The 16,940-nt window shown below is 68.5% G+C and carries 14 protein-coding genes and 1 other RNA gene; 5 read left to right on the top strand and 10 right to left on the bottom strand.

The genetic code is table 11. The annotated features are described in order from the left end of the window. Positions 1 to 8: 8 nt before the first annotated feature. The 4 genes from ABQ137_RS04395 to mraZ all read right to left on the bottom strand — a co-directional run bounded on the left by ABQ137_RS04395 (position 9) and on the right by mraZ (position 3,724). Complete coding sequence (locus ABQ137_RS04395; protein ID WP_016903085.1) at positions 9 to 1,877, bottom strand: peptidoglycan D,D-transpeptidase FtsI family protein; 1,869 nt, start codon at positions 1,875 to 1,877, stop codon at positions 9 to 11. Positions 1,878 to 1,944: 67 nt separating this feature from the next. Next, positions 1,945 to 2,208 carry a cell division protein FtsL gene (gene ftsL, locus ABQ137_RS04390; RefSeq protein WP_005991913.1) on the bottom strand — a complete coding sequence of 88 codons (264 nt, stop codon included), beginning with the start codon at positions 2,206 to 2,208 and terminating at the stop codon, positions 1,945 to 1,947. Next, positions 2,205 to 3,263, bottom strand: coding sequence for a 16S rRNA (cytosine(1402)-N(4))-methyltransferase RsmH (gene rsmH / locus ABQ137_RS04385; protein ID WP_349781527.1), 1,059 nt, complete (start codon positions 3,261 to 3,263; stop codon positions 2,205 to 2,207). The genes ftsL and rsmH overlap by 4 nt, the downstream gene beginning before the upstream one ends. Before the next feature lie 14 nt (positions 3,264 to 3,277). Beyond that, a complete protein-coding gene (gene mraZ / locus ABQ137_RS04380; RefSeq protein ID WP_033006748.1) occupies positions 3,278 to 3,724 on the bottom strand; it encodes a division/cell wall cluster transcriptional repressor MraZ in 447 nt (148 codons plus the stop codon). 323 nt (positions 3,725 to 4,047) lie between these two features. Between mraZ and ABQ137_RS04375 the strand changes: the two genes are divergently transcribed. Beyond that, on the top strand, positions 4,048 to 4,821 hold the full coding sequence (locus ABQ137_RS04375) for an NRDE family protein (RefSeq protein ID WP_349781323.1): 774 nt from the start codon (positions 4,048 to 4,050) through the stop codon (positions 4,819 to 4,821). 421 nt (positions 4,822 to 5,242) lie between these two features. Here ABQ137_RS04375 and rnpB read toward each other — a convergent pair. Both rnpB and rsmI read right to left on the bottom strand, forming a co-directional pair. Beyond that, positions 5,243 to 5,670: RNase P RNA component class A (rnpB, locus tag ABQ137_RS04370), an RNA gene on the bottom strand. 163 nt (positions 5,671 to 5,833) lie between these two features. Beyond that, complete coding sequence (gene rsmI, locus ABQ137_RS04365) at positions 5,834 to 6,655, bottom strand: 16S rRNA (cytidine(1402)-2'-O)-methyltransferase (protein ID WP_039523544.1); 822 nt, start codon at positions 6,653 to 6,655, stop codon at positions 5,834 to 5,836. A gap of 82 nt (positions 6,656 to 6,737) precedes the next feature. Between rsmI and ABQ137_RS04360 the strand changes: the two genes are divergently transcribed. From ABQ137_RS04360 to ABQ137_RS04345, 4 genes are read left to right on the top strand one after another with little or no spacing between them, the layout of a single operon-like run. After that, on the top strand, positions 6,738 to 8,468 hold the full coding sequence (locus ABQ137_RS04360; protein WP_016903090.1) for a penicillin-binding protein activator: 1,731 nt from the start codon (positions 6,738 to 6,740) through the stop codon (positions 8,466 to 8,468). Between the two features lie 4 nt (positions 8,469 to 8,472). Beyond that, a complete protein-coding gene (locus ABQ137_RS04355; protein WP_184432089.1) occupies positions 8,473 to 8,841 on the top strand; it encodes a YraN family protein in 369 nt (122 codons plus the stop codon). Positions 8,842 to 8,860: 19 nt separating this feature from the next. After that, entirely contained in the window at positions 8,861 to 9,400 is a 540-nt protein-coding gene (locus ABQ137_RS04350) for a metal-dependent hydrolase (protein WP_039515804.1), read from the top strand. Continuing rightward, positions 9,397 to 10,782: an FAD-binding oxidoreductase gene (locus ABQ137_RS04345; RefSeq protein ID WP_349781318.1), complete on the top strand. Its 1,386-nt coding sequence runs from the start codon at positions 9,397 to 9,399 to the stop codon at positions 10,780 to 10,782. The genes ABQ137_RS04350 and ABQ137_RS04345 overlap by 4 nt, the downstream gene beginning before the upstream one ends. 13 nt (positions 10,783 to 10,795) lie before the next feature. On the opposite strand, the gene ABQ137_RS04340 is transcribed toward ABQ137_RS04345, so the two are convergent. From ABQ137_RS04340 to kdpB, 4 genes are all read right to left on the bottom strand, one after another. Then, positions 10,796 to 11,512 (bottom strand): response regulator, encoded by a 717-nt coding sequence (locus ABQ137_RS04340; RefSeq protein WP_349781316.1) that lies wholly within the window; start codon positions 11,510 to 11,512, stop codon positions 10,796 to 10,798. Then, on the bottom strand, positions 11,502 to 14,162 hold the full coding sequence (locus tag ABQ137_RS04335) for a DUF4118 domain-containing protein (protein ID WP_065032075.1): 2,661 nt from the start codon (positions 14,160 to 14,162) through the stop codon (positions 11,502 to 11,504). Before ABQ137_RS04335 ends, ABQ137_RS04340 begins: the two co-directional genes overlap by 11 nt. Positions 14,163 to 14,223: 61 nt before the next feature. Then, complete coding sequence (kdpC, locus tag ABQ137_RS04330; protein ID WP_349781314.1) at positions 14,224 to 14,877, bottom strand: potassium-transporting ATPase subunit KdpC; 654 nt, start codon at positions 14,875 to 14,877, stop codon at positions 14,224 to 14,226. 3 nt (positions 14,878 to 14,880) lie between these two features. Further along, positions 14,881 to 16,929, bottom strand: a complete 2,049-nt coding sequence (gene kdpB, locus ABQ137_RS04325) for a potassium-transporting ATPase subunit KdpB (protein WP_349781312.1) — start codon at positions 16,927 to 16,929, stop codon at positions 14,881 to 14,883. Positions 16,930 to 16,940 lie beyond the last annotated feature (11 nt).

Below are 16,940 nucleotides of genomic sequence, written 5' to 3'. Positions count from 1 at the left end.
GCTGCGGCTCACTGGCGGCTCTCCTGCAACGGTGCAGGCTGGGCGGGTGCGGGCAATGCAGCCGGCGCGAGTGCGGTGGGAATACCCGCAGACACTTCATCCACCGGGTCCGGCACCAATGCCGGGTCCAGATCGGCCGGCTGCGGCTTGACCACCGGCTGCCCGGTCTTGCCGGCGGCCTGCGCGGCCAGCCACGACTGGATGTCGTCCGGCGGCACGTCCATCAGCCGCAGCGCGCCTTCCATTACCTTGTGGAACACCGGCGCCGACACCAGGCCGCCGTAATACACCTTGCCCTGCGGATCGTTGATCACGATGACGGTGGCAAAGCGCGGTCGCGTGGCCGGCACCAGGCCGGCGAACAGCGCGTTGTAATGCCCGCGCTCGTACCCGTTGGCGCCATTCTTGCGCGCGGTACCGGTCTTGCCGGCCACGTGATAGCCCAGGATCGCCGCGCCCTTGGCGCCGCCCTGGGTGACCACGGTTTCCATCATGTCGATGACCTGGCGCGCCACTTCCGGAGTGACCACCTGGCGGGTTTCGTTGTGCTGGCCGCGCACGAAGGTCGGCGGGGTCAGCTTGCCGCCGTTGCCCAGCGTGGCGTAGGCCTGCGCGATCTGCAGCGGCGTCACCGACAGGCCGTAGCCGTAGGACATGGTGGTCTTGGACGGGCCGCTCCAGCGCGCCGGCTGCAGCACCACGCCGGCCGATTCGCCGGGAAAACCGCTGTGCGGGGCAGCGCCGTAACCGAAGTTGCGGATCGACTGATAGAAGGTCTGGTCCGGCACCTTGGCGGCGATCTTGGCCGCGCCGATGTTGGAGCTGCGGGTGATCACGCCGGTGACGTTGAGCACGCCGTTGTTGCGCGGCACATCGCGGATGGTGAAGCGCCCCACCGACATGTAGCCGGGGTTGGTGTCGATGACGGTGTCCTTGGTCACCACACCGGCGGTCAGCGCGGTGGCCACGGTCAGCGGCTTCATCGTCGAGCCCGGCTCGACCAGATCGGTGACCGCACGGTTGCGGCGCGCCGACGGGTTGATGCCGGTGACCGCGTTGGGGTTGTAGGTGGGCAGGTTGACCATCGCCAGCACTTCGCCGGTGGCCACATCCATCACCACCATCGAACCGCCGGCCGCATTGTTTTCGACCAGAGCGTTGCGCAGCTCCTTGTAGGCCAGGAACTGGATGCGGCGGTCGATGCTCAGCGTCAGGTCCTTGCCCGGCTGGGCCGGACGTACCAGATCCACGCTCTCCACGATCGCGCCGCGCGCATCGCGCACCACCTTCTTGGAGCCGGGCTTGCCGCGCAGCCATTCGTCAAAGGCCAGCTCCAGGCCTTCCTGGCCGCGGTCGTCGATATTGGTGAAGCCCAGCACGTGGGCCATCGCCTCGCCTTGCGGATAGAAGCGACGGAACTCGCGCTGCGAGAACACACCGGGGATCTTCAGGTCGACGATCGCATGTGCCTTGTCCGGGTTGATCCGGCGCTGCAGGTACATGAATTCCTTGCCGGCCTTCTGCGCCAGCTTGGCGTTCAACTCGTCCAGCGGCTGGCCGAGCGCCTTGGCCAGCTCGGGGATGCGGTCCGGGTTGCGCAACAGTTCCTGCGGATTGACCCAGATCGATTCCACCGGCGTGGACACCGCCAGCGGCTCGCCGTTGCGGTCGGTGATCATGCCGCGCGAGGTGGCGATCGGCAGTTCGCGCAGATAGCGCGCTTCGCCCTGGCGCTGATAGAAATCGCGGTTGACCAGCTGCACGAACGCCGCCCGGCCGATCAGCGTCACCGAGCACAGGCCCAGCGCGATGCCGACCAGCGTCAGGCGGCCACGCAGGTTGAAGTTGCTGCGCGCGCGGTTGCGGCCGGCCTTCATTCCGCACCTCCGTGTGCGCCACCCTGCGGGCGGCGACGCCGTGCACAACGGCTGTCCTGCCGTCCGCTCATGGGCGCACCACCACGATGTCGTTGGTCTCCGGGAACTTCATCCCGATGCGCGCACGCGCAACCTGATCCACGCGATTGCTTTCCGCCCAGGTGGCCTGCTCCAGCTGCAGCCGGCCGAATTCGATATTCAATTCATCGCGCGTGTGCTCGAGCTTGGACAACTGCACGAACAGCTTGCGATGCATGTGGCGCATGTACACGACCCCGATCGCCGAGGCGATGCTGCAGGCAAGCAGCACGATGAGCAGCAGGCGGCTCATGCGGCGTCTCCATTCGGAGACGCCGGGAATCGGGATTCGGGATTCGGGATTCGTGAAGCAGCGGCACTGTTGCCTTTGCCCATTCCCGATTCCCCATTCCCCATTCCCAGTTTTTCGGCCACCCGCAATACCGCGCTGCGGGCGCGCGGGTTGATGCTCAGTTCGGCGTCGTCGGCCTTGATGGCGCCGCTGATCAGCTGCAGCGTCGGTACGAACGGCTGCGCTTCGGGCAGGCGGCGGTTGCTCGGCGGGGCCTTGGCGTAGCGGGCCATGAACTGCTTGACGATGCGGTCTTCCAGCGAATGGAAGCTGATCACCGCCAGGCGGCCGCCGGGCTTGAGCGCGCCCAGGGCGGCGTCCAGGCCGGCTTCCAGATCGTCCAGCTCGCGGTTGATGTAGATACGGATCGCCTGAAAGCTGCGCGTGGCCGGATGGGTCTTGCTGTCGCCGCGCGGCATCACCGAGGCGATCAGCTCGGCCAGTTGCGCGGTGCGCAGCAGCGGCTGTTCGGCGCGGCGGGCCACGATGGCGCGCGCGATGCGGCGGCTCTGGCGCTCTTCGCCATAGGTCCACAGCACGTCGGCGATCTCGCGGTCGCTGGCATGCGCCAGCCACTCGGCCGCGCTCTGGCCGGCGTCCGGATCCATGCGCATGTCCAGCGGGCCGTCCTTGCCGAAACTGAAACCGCGCCCGGCCACGTCCAGCTGCGGCGAGGACACGCCCAGATCCAGCAGGATGCCGTCGACGGTTGCCGCAGCGACCACCTGGCCGAGACCGGCAAAGCTGCCGCGATGGATGGACACGCGCGCATCGTCACCGAACGACTGTTCGGCCACGGCAATCGCGTCGGGGTCCTTGTCCATCACCAGCAGTCGACCTCCCGGGCCAAGATGTTGCAGCACGCCACGGGCGTGTCCGCCACGTCCGAACGTGCCATCGAGATAGGTTCCGTTTTCGATCACCTGCAGGCCGTCCAGAACCTGCGTGTACAGCACCGGCACATGGGCCGCCGGTGGCTGCGACACCGGGTGACCGGGCTGCGCTTCACCGCGCATCCGGGCACCCCGGCTCACAACCTGAGATCGAGCAATTCATCGCCCAGATCCCCGTCAGACAATGTCTGCTGGATCAGTGCGCGATGTGCCTGCTCGCTCCAGAGTTCGAATTTGTCGCCCATGCCCAACAGCACGGCCTTCTTCTCGATGCCAACCGCATTGCGGTGGCTGGCCGGGATGCTCAGACGGCCATTGGCGTCCAGCTCCAGCACTGCGGAAGAACCCACCAGTTTCTGCTGCAGCGTGCGGACCACGCGCTGGGTATTGGGCTTGGACATCACATCGTCACGCACCCGCTCCCACTCCTTTTCCGCATACAGCCACAGGCATCCGGCTTCGAACGGGTTGTAGGTGAGCACCAGGCGATTGCCGCTCACACGCGTGACCAGGTCGCGGTACGCGGTTGGCACCGCCATACGCCCCTTGTCGTCCACCGTGATGGCAGTCTCGCCCTGAAACACCGAATACAACCTCGAATACCCGCTGGGGGATCATTGAACCACGAAAAACCACAAAACACCTGGTTTTCCCTCCGTTGCCCACCTTAGCAGCGCGTCAAAGGTTGTCAACAACTTTGAAGGTCATAAATCGCCAGTCGCATCAATGAGTTGCAGCACTCTTTAGAGACTTGTTCAAAGGTTATCCACAAGTTGCTGTTTCATCTCAGATTTTGAGATTGAACAAAAATTCAGGGGCGTGAAGGTCATGTAAACCGGACTGCAGTCTCACTTCACACTGCGCCAGCTGCACATGGGCATTGCGCAAACAGGCGACAATCAGACCTATGTGCCTGGTCGCTCTTGCCTGGAAAACCCACCCGCGTTGGCGTCTGCTGCTGGCGGGCAACCGCGATGAATTCCATGACCGGCCGACCGCTGCGCTGGCGCGCTGGCCGGCACCCGCCGACGGCGTGCTGGCGGGCCGCGACCTGCGCTCGGGCGGTAGCTGGGTGGGGTTGGGCAGCGACGGCCGCGCTGCGGTGGTGACCAATGTGCGCGACCCGCTCGCCACTGCGTCCGGCCGCTCGCGCGGGCATCTCATTGCCGACTACCTGGCCGGCAGCCTGGACGCGGCCGTGTACGCCGTCGACCTGGCAGCGGCCGCGCACGAATTCCCGCCATTCAATCTATTGCTGTGCGACGCCGAACGATGCGAACACCTCAGCAACCACCCACCGTTGGCACGCACCTTGGCGCCGGGCATCCACGGCATGTCCAACGGCCCGCTGGACGCGCACTGGCCCAAGACCACTGCACTGACTGCAGTCCTGCACGACTGGTGCGCGGCAGGTAGCGACGACCTGCAACCGCTGTGGACCGCCCTGAGCAACCCCGCCATCGCGCCCGACGCCGCCCTGCCCCACACCGGCGTGGACCTGCCCACCGAACGCCTGCTCTCGGCCGCCTTCATCAACGGCTCCAGCTACGGCACCCGCGCCACCACCATCGTCGCGGTGGACCACCAGGGCAGCGGCTTCATCCACGAACGCCGCTTCGGCCCCGCCGGGATCTTCCAGGGCGAAACGCGGCTGGACATCGTCGGGACGTGTCGACGATGACCGCAGCAACCAGCGCACATTGATCGCAGCCAAGGCAAGGCACCCAGCAACGCACCCAAGTGCAAGCCCCCTTGAGTCAAGGGGGCGCGGCGACAGCCGCGGGGGTTCTGGCATGCCCGGAGCGGGGCCCGCGTTTTGTACTGCCAAAGGCGGTACGAAGCGTGGGTGTCTTCTTGGGGCGAACGCCCAAAGAAGGCAGCGAAACAGCCGCGGGGGTTCTGGCCTGCCCGGAGCGGGGCCCGCGTTTTGTACTGCCGAAGACGGTACCAAGCGTGGGTGGCTTCTTGGGGGCGAACGCCCAAAGAAGGCAGCGAAACAGCCGCGGGGTTCTGGCATGCCCGCAGCGGGGCCCGCGTTTTGTACTGCCGAAGGCGGCACCAAGCGTGGGCAACTTCGCGAAGGGCGAACGCCCGAAAGAAGGTGGCGGAGCCGGCCGGTAAGCCGGGTTCTGTCGTGGACAGTCATTCGTCTAGGCGCTACGTCACCGCAGCGCTCAAGCAACCTACCCGGATCCAGCGCGGGCCACGCCAATGGATCCCTATTTGGTCTTGCTCCAGGTGGGGTTTGCCGTGCCGGTCCGTTACCGGACTCGCGGTGCGCTCTTACCGCACCATTTCACCCTTACCGGCCCCTCGCCACCCCTCTGCGGCCTCCGAACGCACTTGGCGATGCCTATGCATCGCCGACACGTTTCAGTGGCGGCAGAGGGGTGACGAGGGACGTAGGCGGTATCTTTCTGTTGCACTTTCCGTCGGCTTGCGCCGCCCAGGCGTTACCTGGCACCTTGCCCTATGGAGCCCGGACTTTCCTCGGCACTCTTGCGAGTGACGCGACTGTCTGGCCGACTCCGCCGGGGCGCACTATACGCTATCGCCACCTTTCAGAACGGCGCCGCGAGCCGGCCCCGCCATCGCCGGCAGGCCCGCAATTGCCCGTAGGAGCGCACCCGGGCGCGAGAGGCCTTACCGAGAAAAATCCCAGTGCACGTCAACGTGCTCCTGCAACAGCACACCTAGCCGCCATACAAGGCCTTGCGCGGCGCACCGGTCAGCTCGGCGGCCAGCTTGGCGGCGGTGGACGGCGGCAGGTGTTCGGCCAGCTTGGCGTAGACGCGGCGGCCTTCGGCCAGCTGGCCTTCGGCGGCGTCGGCGGCGCCCTGCACCATCACCACGAACTCGCCCTTGCGCTGGTTGTCGTCGGCTTCGACCCTGGCCTGCAGCTCGGCCAGGGTGCCGTCGAGCACGGTTTCGAACAGCTTGGTCAGCTCGCGGGCGATCACCGCCGGGCGCTCGTCGCCGAAGGCCCCGCGCAGGTCGGCCAGCGACTCGACGATGCGGTGCGAGGACTCGTAGAACACCAGGGTGCGGGTCTCCCCGGCCAGGTGCGCCAGGCGCTCGCGGCGCGCGGCGCTCTTGGCCGGCAGAAAGCCCTCGAAGCCGAAACGGTCGCTGGGCAGGCCGGCCACGCTGAGCGCAGCGATGGCGGCGCAGGCACCCGGCACCGGGCTGACCCGGATCCCGGCCGCACGCGCGGCGCGCACCAGCTTGAAGCCGGGGTCGCTGACCAGCGGGGTGCCGGCGTCGCTCACGATGGCCAGCGACTCGCCCTCGCGCAGGCGCGCGACGATGCGCTCGGACATGGCCTCTTCGTTGTGGTCGTGCAGGGCCAGCAGCGGGCGGTCGATGCCGAAATGGCCGAGCAGCTGGCGGGTATGGCGGGTGTCTTCGGCGCAGATCGCGGCCACGCCACGCAGCACCTCCTGCGCACGCGGCGACAGGTCGGCCAGGTTGCCGATCGGCGTGGCGACCACGTGCAGGGTTCCGGGGGAGGTCATCAACGGTATTCCGTAGGGCAAAGGGTAGAATCGTAGCGTTTTTAACGGTCCGCCCCGGCGGGCCCCGTCCAATGGATCTGAAATGAACAAGCGTGTTGCAAGGATCTCCGCCCTGTCGCTGATGGTGATGCTGGCCGCCGGCTGCGCCACCAGCAGCGTGACCCAGACCGCCTCGCCGACCCAGAGCGCGGCGCTGGCATTGCTGGACCAGGGCAAGCCGCGCGAGGCGGCGCAGCAACTGGAAGCCGAGGCGGCCAGCGCCAGCGGTGCGCAGCGCAGCCGCCTGCTGGCCGCGTCTGCATTCGGCTGGCACGACGCCGGCGATGACGCGCGTGCGCGCACGCTGCTGGCCCAGGTGACCCCGCGCCATCTCAGCGGCGAAGACCGCGCCCGCTTCGCGCTATTGACCGGCGAGCTGGCGGTGATCGACAAGCAGGCCGCGCAGGCGCTGCAGGCGCTGGGCGACAGCCCGCAAGGCCTGCCCCAGCCGCTGCAGACCCGCTGGCTGCTGGCACGCGCCGCCGCATTGGAAGGTACCGGCGACCTGTTCGGGGCCGCCGCCGACCGCGCACGCGCCGATGCCAGCCTGACCGGCACCCCGCGCAGCGAGAACCAGCGCGCGATCGTGCGCCTGCTCGCCGCACTCGACGATGCCACGCTGAAGGGCCGCACCGCGGCGCTGCCGGCGGGCGACCCGCTGTACAACTTTGCCGGCCGCGCCTTGATCAGCCGCGGGCTGGCGCTGCCGCGCGCCTTCGATCGCGACGCGCAATGGGGCTTTGACACCAGCAAGCGCCCGCCGGCCGAACGCGACGGCTACCGCCCGCCGGTCAAGCTGGGCGTGCTGCTGCCGCTCAGCGGCAGTCTGGCGACCGCCTCGGCGCCGGTGCGCGACGGCCTGCTGGCCGGTTACTACGCCGAAACCCGCCGCCGCCCGGAACTGCGCTTCTTCGACACCGCCGGCACTGCCGCCGGCGCCAATGCCGCCTACGACAAGGCGGTGAGCGCCGGGGTCGACTACGTGGTCGGCCCGCTGGGTCGCGACGAGGTCAGCGCCGTGTTCGCACGCGGCCAGCTGCCGGTGCCGGTGCTGGCGCTCAACCGCCCCACCGACAACAAGGCACCGCCCAGCGGCAGCGCCGGCTTCTCGCTGGCGCCGGAAGACGACGGCATCATGGCCGCCGAATACCTGCTCTCGCGCGAGCGCCGCAACGTGCTGATCGTCGGCACCAGCGACGACAACGGCAAGCGCACCATCAAGGCCTTCCGCGACCGCTTCACCGAACGCGGCGGCAGCGTCGCCGGCAGCATCAGCGTGGCCGAGGTACCGGGCGACATCGGTGCGCAGCTGCGCAACTACGGTGCTGCCGATGCGGTATTCCTGGCGGTGCGCGGCAACACCGCGCGCGCGCTGGCGCCGCAACTGGCCTTGAGCGGATTCGCCGGCAAGTCGCGCGTGGGCACCTCGCAGCTGGTGGCCGGCACCGGCAAGGTCGAAGACGACCTGGCCCTGGACGGCATCATCTACCCGAGCGAAACCTGGACCGCACTGGGCGTGTCCGGGCTGCCGGCCTCCACCCAGGTTGCCAGCACGCTGCCCAGCGCACGCGGACCCGGCGCGCGCCTGTTCGCTTTCGGCTACGACGCCTGGAAGATCAGCGCATATCTGGAAAAGCTCGCCACCGGCACCGACGGCGGCCTGCGCGGCGCTACCGGCACGCTGCATCTGGATGGCTTCGGCAACGTGCTGCGCACTCCGGCCTGGTCCACCTTCAACGGTGGCCGCCCGGTGCCGATCGCCGACGGCCGTTGACGCCATGCCGGCAGCGCGCCAGCAGCGGGGTGCGGCGGTGGAAGCGGCCGCACGCACGCTGCTGGAGCAGGCCGGGTTGCGGCTGGTGGTGGGCAATGCCAACTACCGCGGCGGCGAACTGGATCTGGTGATGCGCGACGGCCAGGCGCTGGTGTTCGTGGAAGTGCGCTATCGCCGCGACAACCGCTTCGGCGGCGGCGCGGCATCGGTGGATGCGCGCAAGCGTCGCAAGCTGGTGCTGGCCGCGCAATTATTCCTTGCCTATCACCCGGCACTGGCGACCTTGCCGTGCCGCTTCGATGTGGTGGAAGCCAGCGGTGAGCCGCCGGTGCTGAACTGGATCCGCGACGCCTTCCGCGCCGACGATTGCTGACGACGACGACCCACGCGCGATGCCCACCATCATCACCCATGCCGCGGTGCCGCTGGCGCTCTGGTGCGCCAGTGAACGCGGCCGCCTGTCGCCGCGCCTGCTCGGTGCCGGCATCGTCGCGGCGATGTTGCCCGATGCCGATGTGCTGGCGTTCGCGTTGCATGTTCCGTATGCGGATGCGTTCGGCCATCGCGGTGCCAGCCACTCGTTGCTGTTTGCCGGGCTGATCGCGCTGCTGGCTGGTGTTGCGCATCGCGTCTTGCGTGCGGACGCGCTGCAGGCAGCAGCGTTCTTGTTCGTCTGCGCCGCATCGCATCCATTGCTGGATGCGATGACCTCCGGCGGACTTGGCGTTGCGTTGACCTGGCCCTGGAGCGAGGCGCGCTGGTTCGCGCCATGGCGGCCGATTCGCGTGTCGCCCTTCGCCAACGGTTTCTTCAATGCGCGCGGCCTTGCCACGCTGCTCTCCGAGCTGCGCTGGGTCTGGCTGCCGCTCACCGTCGCGGTGCTGGGATGGAAATGCATCCAGCGCGCGGCACCACAGGATCACACTTCATGACCGATGTGCTTCCCACTGCCCTGGCCGCGTTGCTGGCCGCGCGGCTTGGCCCCGATGGCTGGTTGACCGGCGACGACGCGCGGCGCCGCTATGGCGAGGACGATTCGCGCCGCTGGGCCTTGCCCGCCGCCGTCGCCTTGCCGGGCGATACCGAGGATGTGGTGGCGATCGTGCAGGCCTGCCGCGCGCATGGCGTGCCGATCGTCGCGCGCGGCGCCGGCACCGGCACCACCGGTGCGGCGGTGCCGTTTTCCGGCGGCGTGGTGATGTCGATGGCACGCATGGATCGCATCCTCGCGCTGCGTCCGGCCGATCGCTGCGCCATCGTGCAACCGGGCCTGCTCAACGGCCAATTACAGCAGGCCTTGCAGCCGCACGGCCTGTTCTGGCCGCCGGATCCGTCCAGCGCGGACATCTGCAGCGTCGGCGGCAACCTGGCCACCAATGCCGGCGGCCCGCGCGCGGTGAAATACGGCGCCACCCGCGACAACGTGCTCGGCCTGGTCGCTGTGACCGGCACCGGCGAGGTGATCCGCTGCGGCGGCGCGTACACGAAAAATTCCACCGGCTACGACCTGACGCATCTGCTGGTCGGCAGCGAAGGCACCCTGGCGATCATCGTCGAAGCGACCTTGAAGCTGACGCCGCGCGCGGTCGCGCAAGCCGGCGTGCGCGCGCTGTATCGCGATGCGGCCAGCGCCGCGGCGGCGGTCTCGCGCATCATGGCGCAACCGACCACGCCGACGATGCTGGAATTCATGGATGCCAGTGCGATCGCATTACTGCGCCGCAACGGCAGCGATGTGCCCGAGGCCGGCGCGATGCTGCTGATCGAAGCCGATGGCGATCACGACACCCTGCCCTACGCATTGCAGGCCCTGCACGATGCCGCCGATGGCGAGGGCGTGGTGAGCCTGGACGTGGCCGCCGATGGCAGCGCGCGCGACAGGTTGTGGGCCGCGCGGCGTGCGCTGTCGCCGGCACTGCGCACGATCAAGCCGGGCAAGATCAACGAGGACGTGGTGGTGCCGGTCTCGCGCATCCCCGAACTGGTGGCCGGCGTGGAAGCGCTTGCCGCCGAATTCGCGTTGCCGATCGTCGCCTTCGGCCATGCCGGCAACGGCAACCTGCACGTCAACATCATGTACGACCCGGCCGATGCCGACGAGGACGCGCGCGCACATGCCGCATTGCCGCGTCTGTTCGCACTGGTGCTGTCGCTGGAAGGCACGCTCTCCGGCGAGCATGGCATCGGCGTGGCCAAGCGCGCGTTCATGACGCAGGCTTTCAGCGCACCGACACTGGCCGCAATGCGCGCGATCAAGGCTGCGCTGGATCCGGACGGGATCCTGAATCCGGGCAAGGTGCTGCCACCGCGCTAGTGGCGTTGTCGCCTCAACGCGTCACCCCGATAAAGCGCAAACCCACGCCCGGTTCGGTGACGATGTAATGCGGGTCGGCGGCATCGTCGTGCAATTTCTGGCGCAGCTTGCCGACCAGGATGCGCAGGTAATGGGTGTCTTCCTCGTGGGTGGGGCCCCACACCTCGCGCAGCAGTTGCGGCTGGGTGACCACGCGGCCGGCGTGCTTGAGCAGCAGCGCGAGCAGGGCGTATTCCTTGCGGCTCAAGGGCACCGCTTCGCCATCGAGGGTGACCTCGCGCAGGCCCAGGTGGATGTGCAGGCGGCCGTCGTCGAACACGCTCTCTTCCACCGTGCTGCCGGCGCCGGCCTGGCGCAGCAGCGCGCGGATGCGCGCCATCAGTTCCTGCACGCCGAACGGCTTGGTGACGTAGTCGTTGGCGCCGGCATCGAGCGCGGCGACCTTTTCGATTTCGCCGGCGCGCACGGTGAGCATGATCACCGGCACGTTGGACCACTGGCGGATCTCGCGCAGCACCTCGTGGCCGTCGCGATCGGGCAGGCCGATGTCCAGCACCACCAGTTCGGCGCCCTGCCCGGCCAGCGTGGCCAGGCCTTCCTCGGCGGTGCCGGCCTGCAGCACGCGGTAGCCCTGCGCACGCAGGCTGATGTCGAGAAAGCGGCGGATCTGCGGCTCGTCGTCGACGATCAGCACGCGGGCAGGCGGGATGGCAGTGAGGTCAGTCGGCATCGGGGCGAGGTGGCGCGGCGGGAACGAGCAACGGCAGCGTAATGCGGATCGTGGTGCCGTGACCATCGGCGCCGGCCAGCGCCTCCACGCTGCCGCCATGCGCGCCGATCATGCCCTGGCAGATGGTCAGGCCCAGCCCGGTGCCGTGACGGCCGCGGTCGCCACGCTCCACGCTGTAGAACATGTCGAAAATGCGCGCACGCTCGTCCTCGGGAATGCCGGGACCCTGGTCGCCGATATCGATCTGCAGGGCGCCGGCCTGCAGCCGTGCCTGCACGGTGACGGCCACACCGGCTGGCGAAAATTTCGCCGCATTCTCCAGCACGTTGAAGATGGCCTGTTCCACCAGCGCCGGGTGCACCCAGATCGCCGGCAGGTCGGCGGCCAGATCCAGTTGCAGGCGCACCGCCGGCTGGTAGCGCTGCAGCCGCCGCGTGGCCGAGCCGATCAGCTCGTCCACGCCGATCCAGTCGCGCTTCAAGGTCAGCCCGGTGTGGCCGAGCCGGGTCATGTCGAGCAGGTTCTGGATGTAGCGATCCAGCCGCTCGCCTTCGAGCTGGATGGTGTCGAGCAGGCTGTGGCGGTCCTGCGCGTCCATCGCATCGCCGTAGCTGGCCAGGCTGCTGGCCGAGCCGATCATCGAGGCCAGCGGCGAGCGCAGATCGTGCGAGACCGAGGACAGCAATGCCGAGCGCAGGCGCTCGGTTTCGCCACTGACACGCGCGCCTTCCAGATCGGCGACCAGGCGCGTGCGCAGCGCCGCCTGGCCGATGTCCTCCACCATCGCTTCGGCCAGCCGACGCTCCTCCAGGCCGGGCCGCTGCACGCTCTGACGGAAACGCAGCGCGGCCACCCCCAGGCTGCCGCGTTCGTGCCGCACCGGCAGGCACCACCACTGCGCACCGGCCAGCGTGTCGGTGAAGCGGCCGGCCGGCTGACCGTGGCGCTGGGTCCAGTCCGCCGCGCTGCGATCGAGTGCACCGAAGCTGGCCGGTGCATCGCTTTCGCGCTGCTCCAGGCGCAACCAGGCCTCGGCATCCAGGGCCGTGGTCAGCGCGCGACGGCCGGCTTCCAGCACCTGCCCCAGGTCGGCGGCGGTGCTGAGCTCGCGGGCCAGCGTCTGCAGCGCATTGGCATGCGCATTGGCGGCGCGCAAGGCCAGCACCTGGCTGCGCAGGCGCGAGGCCAGGCGGCCGGCGACCAGGGCGGCGATCAGGAACAGGCATACCGTCACCACGCCCTGGCGCGCGCTGATGTGCAGGGTGAAGCGCGGTTCGATGAAGAAGAAGTTGTAGGCGACAAAACTCAGCAGCGCGGCGATCACCGCGGCAGCCATGCGCGTGCGCGAGGCCACCAGCACCACCGCGACGATGAACACCATCGACAGGTCGTCGATGTCGGTCCAGCGCTGGATCACCCACGCCACCGCAACCGCGGCAGCGGCGGCGATCGCCGCGAAGGCCAGGTCGTAACGCTGCAGCCACTGGCGCGGATTGCGCCAACGCTGGCGTGCGCGTGCACGCGCATCGGCGGAGCTGACGATGACCAGTTCGTAATGCGCGCCACGCTGCAGCAGTTGCTGGGTCAGCGTGCGGTTGAACATGCGCGCCAGCGGGCGTTCGCGCGTGCGCCCCAGCACCAGCGTGGACACGCCGTTTTGCGCGGCGAAATCCAGCAACGCTTCGGCGACGTTGGCGCCGTGCAGCAGCGCGGTATCGCCCCCCAGGCGACGTGTCAGTGCGAAGGCGCGGTCGATCTCCAGCTGCCAGGCGGCGTCGGCCACGGTGCGCGTCTGCACGGTGACCACCGTCCACGGCGCATCGCGTCGTTCGGACAACCGCCGCGCCACCCGCACCAGATAATCCGAGCTGCCACGGCCATCGATGGCCACCACCACGCGGCGACGCAAGGCGGCAGTGCCCGGCAAACCGCGTGCGGCCTGGGTGTCGCGCAGGTCGCTGTCGACGCGGTCGGCCGCGGTCTGCATCGCCAGCTCGCGCAGCGCGGTGAGGTTGGAGGGCGAGAAAAACGCCTGCAAGGCCTGCGTCGCCTGCTCGGGCAGATACACCTTGCCCTGCTGCAGGCGCTCGATCAGTTCGCGCGGCGGCAGGTCCACCAGCACGATGTCGCGCAGGCGGTCGAACACCGCATCGGGCACGGTTTCGGACACGCGCACGCCGGTGATGCGCAGCACGATGTCGTTGAGGCTTTCCAGGTGCTGGATGTTGACCGTGGTGTAGACATCGATGCCGGCATCGAGCAGTTCCACGATGTCCTGCCAGCGCCGCTCGTGCCGGCTGCCCGGCACGTTGCGATGGGCCAGCTCGTCGATCAGCGCCAGCTTCGGCTTGCGCGCCAGCAACGCGTCCAGGTCGAGTTCTTCCAGCTCCCGGCCCTGGTAGTTGATGCGGGTGCGCGGCAGCAGCGGCAGGCCATCCAGCAGTGCCGCGGTTTCGCTGCGGCCATGGGTTTCCACCACTCCGGCCACCACGTCCATGCCCTGACGCAGGCGCTCGCGCGCCCTCGACAGCATGGCGTAGGTCTTGCCCACCCCGGGCGCCGCGCCCAGAAACACGGTCAGGCGCCCGCCATGTTCGCGCTGCAGTTCGCCGATCAGCGCGTCGGCTTGTTGGGTGCGGGCGTCAATCATGGAGGCCGGGATTGGGGAAGCGGGATTGGGGATTGGTGCAGCCTACCGCGAGCTGACAGCTCTAGTGCTGTTGCTTTAGCCCATTCCCGATTCCCGACTCCCCATTCCCCGCGCGATCCAGCGCCAGGTTCAGTGCCAGCACATTCACCCGCGGCTGCCCGAGCAGGCCGAACTGTGGCTGTTCGGTGGCAGCCCGTACCAGCGCGGCCACGCGTTGTTCCGGCCAGCCGCGCGCGGCGGCGACCCGGCGCACCTGGACCTGTGCGCCGGCCGGGCTCAGGTGTGGATCCAGGCCACTGCCGGATTGGGTGATCAGCTCGGCGGGGACCGCCTCCGGTGCGATGCCGTCGCGTGCAGCCACCTCGGCGCGCGTGGCGGCGATGCGGGTTTGCAGGTCGGGATTGGAACGCGCCTGGTTGCTGCCGGCCGCCGCAGTCGGGTCGTACTTGGCCGCCGAGGGCCGTGGCTGGAAATAGCGCGCATTGGCAAACGGCTGCGCCACCAGGGCCGAGCCCACCACACGCGCGTCATCGCGCAGCAACGAGCCGTGCGCCTGCTCGGGGAACAGCGCACCGGTGATGCCAGTGGCGACCAGCGAATAGCTCAGGCCCAGGCCCAGCAGGATGAACAATGCCAGCATCACCGCCCCGCGCAGGGCGCCGTCGTCGCGCAACGGCTGCGCCGTGGACGTACCGGTTTTCGAAGAAATCGTCATGACTCAGTTCCCCAAAGTGGCGACAAGCGCCAGGTCGATCAACTTGATCGCGGCAAACGGCAGCAACACGCCACCGACGCCGTACATCAGCATGTTCCGGCGCAGCAGGGCCGTGGCGCTGGACGGGCGAAAGCGCACGCCGCGCAACGCCAGCGGAATCAATGCCGGGATGATCAGTGCATTGAAGATCAACGCCGCCAGCACCGCATGCCGCGGGTTGGACAACTGCATCACGTTGAGCGCGGCCATCGACGGAATCGCCGCGGCAAACAGCGCCGGCAGGATCGCGAAATACTTGGACACGTCGTTGGCCAACGAGAACGTGGTCAACGCACCGCGCGTGATCAGCTGCTGCTTGCCCACTTCGACCACCGCCAGCAGTTTGGCCGGATCCGAATCCAGATCGACCATGTTGCCGGCCTCCTTGGCCGCCTGCGTGCCGGAGTTCATCGCCAGGCCCACGTCGGCCTGGGCAAGCGCCGGCGCATCGTTGGTGCCGTCGCCGACCATCGCCACCAGCCGCCCGCCGGCCTGCTCGGCGCGGATGCGGGCCAGCTTGTCTTCCGGGCGCGCCTGGGCGATGTAGTCGTCCACGCCGGCTTCGGCGGCAATCGCGGCGGCCGTGAGCGGGTTGTCGCCGGTGATCATCACCGTCTTGATGCCCATCGCACGCAGCTGCGCGAACTTTTCCTTGATGCCTTGCTTGACCACATCGCTCAGCTCGACCACGCCCAGCACATGCCGGCCTTCGGCCACCACCAGCGGGGTGGCGCCGCCGCGCGCGACTTCTTCGATGCGGCCATTCAACTCCGGCGACACCGTGGCGCCCTGCGCCTGCACATAGGCCACGATCGCATCGCCGGCACCCTTGCGGATGCTGCGCCCGGCCAGATCCACGCCGGACATGCGGGTCTGCGCGGTGAAGCCGATGAAATGCGCGCCCTCCGGCTCGACCGCCACCGCGCCCTGCTGGCGTGCCAGCTTGACGATGGATTTGCCTTCCGGCGTCGGGTCGGCCAGCGAGGCCAGCATTGCAGCATCGCGCAGCTGCGCACGGTCGATGCCGGCCAGCGGATGGAACGCGGTGGCCTGCCGGTCGCCGTAGGTGATGGTGCCGGTCTTGTCGAGCAACAGCACGTCCACGTCGCCGGCCACTTCCACCGCCTTGCCGGATTTGGCCAGCACATTGGCAGACAGCGCGCGGTTCATGCCGGCAATGCCGATCGCCGGCAACAGCCCGCCGATGGTAGTCGGGATCAGGCACACCAGCAGCGCGATCAGCAACAGCGGGTCCAGCGTAACGCCGACGAAGCCGGCGATCGCCGGCAGCGAGGCCACCACGATCAGGAAGGTCAGCGTCATCGCCGCCAGCAGCAGGGTCAGCGCGATTTCGTTCGGCGTCTTCTGCCGGTTGGCGCCTTCCACCAAGGCGATCATGCGATCCAGGAAACTATGCCCCGGCTCGGCGGTGACCTTGAACACGATCTCGTCGGAAAGCACGCGCGTTCCGCCGATCACGCCACTGCGATCGGTGCCGGCCTCGCGCAGTACCGGTGCCGATTCGCCGGTGACCGCCGCTTCATTGATCGTTGCAACGCCGCGCACGATCTCGCCATCGGCCGGGACGAATTCGCCTTCGGACACCATCACGTAGTCGCCCGGGCGCAGCTCTGCCGCCGGCACGCGGGTCTCGCGGCCGCCAAGTGCGGTTTCCACCCGGCGGGCGACCAGATCCTTGCGCGCACGGCGCAGCGATGCGGCCTGCCCACGCCCGCGCGCCTCGGCGATGGCCTCGGCGAAATTGCCGAACAGCACGGTGACGAACAGGATCGCCGTCACCGCCCAGCCGAACCCGGCATTGCCATGCCCGCTGGCGGTGATCACCGCCGCCAGCAGCGTGCCACCCATCACCACCGCCATCACCGGGCTGCGCAGCAGATGCCGCGGCGCCAACTTGAGGAAGGCCGCGCGCATCGCCGCCACCAGCACGGCGGCGTCGAACAACGCCGCGTCACCGCGCGCGCGTTTTTCAGTCGTATCGATCGTAGACATTGCTCAAACTC

The sequence above is a fragment of the Xanthomonas sp. WHRI 8393 genome, assembly GCF_040203315.1.
Lineage (GTDB): Bacteria > Pseudomonadota > Gammaproteobacteria > Xanthomonadales > Xanthomonadaceae > Xanthomonas > Xanthomonas arboricola.
This window is presented reverse-complemented; position numbering and strand designations above follow the sequence as displayed.

Bases quoted from the DNA above. Each gene is read 5' to 3' on its own strand.
- ABQ137_RS04395 (WP_016903085.1), bottom strand. From the start codon at position 1,877: ATGAAGGCCGGCCGCAACCGCGCGCGCAGCAACTTCAACCTGCGTGGC.
- ftsL (WP_005991913.1), bottom strand. From the start codon at position 2,208: ATGAGCCGCCTGCTGCTCATCGTGCTGCTTGCCTGCAGCATCGCCTCG.
- rsmH (WP_349781527.1), bottom strand. From the start codon at position 3,263: ATGCGCGGTGAAGCGCAGCCCGGTCACCCGGTGTCGCAGCCACCGGCG.
- ABQ137_RS04375 (WP_349781323.1), top strand. From the start codon at position 4,048: ATGTGCCTGGTCGCTCTTGCCTGGAAAACCCACCCGCGTTGGCGTCTG.
- rsmI (WP_039523544.1), bottom strand. From the start codon at position 6,655: ATGACCTCCCCCGGAACCCTGCACGTGGTCGCCACGCCGATCGGCAAC.
- ABQ137_RS04360 (WP_016903090.1), top strand. From the start codon at position 6,738: ATGAACAAGCGTGTTGCAAGGATCTCCGCCCTGTCGCTGATGGTGATG.
- ABQ137_RS04355 (WP_184432089.1), top strand. From the start codon at position 8,473: ATGCCGGCAGCGCGCCAGCAGCGGGGTGCGGCGGTGGAAGCGGCCGCA.
- ABQ137_RS04350 (WP_039515804.1), top strand. From the start codon at position 8,861: ATGCCCACCATCATCACCCATGCCGCGGTGCCGCTGGCGCTCTGGTGC.
- ABQ137_RS04345 (WP_349781318.1), top strand. From the start codon at position 9,397: ATGACCGATGTGCTTCCCACTGCCCTGGCCGCGTTGCTGGCCGCGCGG.
- ABQ137_RS04340 (WP_349781316.1), bottom strand. From the start codon at position 11,512: ATGCCGACTGACCTCACTGCCATCCCGCCTGCCCGCGTGCTGATCGTC.
- ABQ137_RS04335 (WP_065032075.1), bottom strand. From the start codon at position 14,162: ATGATTGACGCCCGCACCCAACAAGCCGACGCGCTGATCGGCGAACTG.
- kdpC (WP_349781314.1), bottom strand. From the start codon at position 14,877: ATGACGATTTCTTCGAAAACCGGTACGTCCACGGCGCAGCCGTTGCGC.
- kdpB (WP_349781312.1), bottom strand. From the start codon at position 16,929: ATGTCTACGATCGATACGACTGAAAAACGCGCGCGCGGTGACGCGGCG.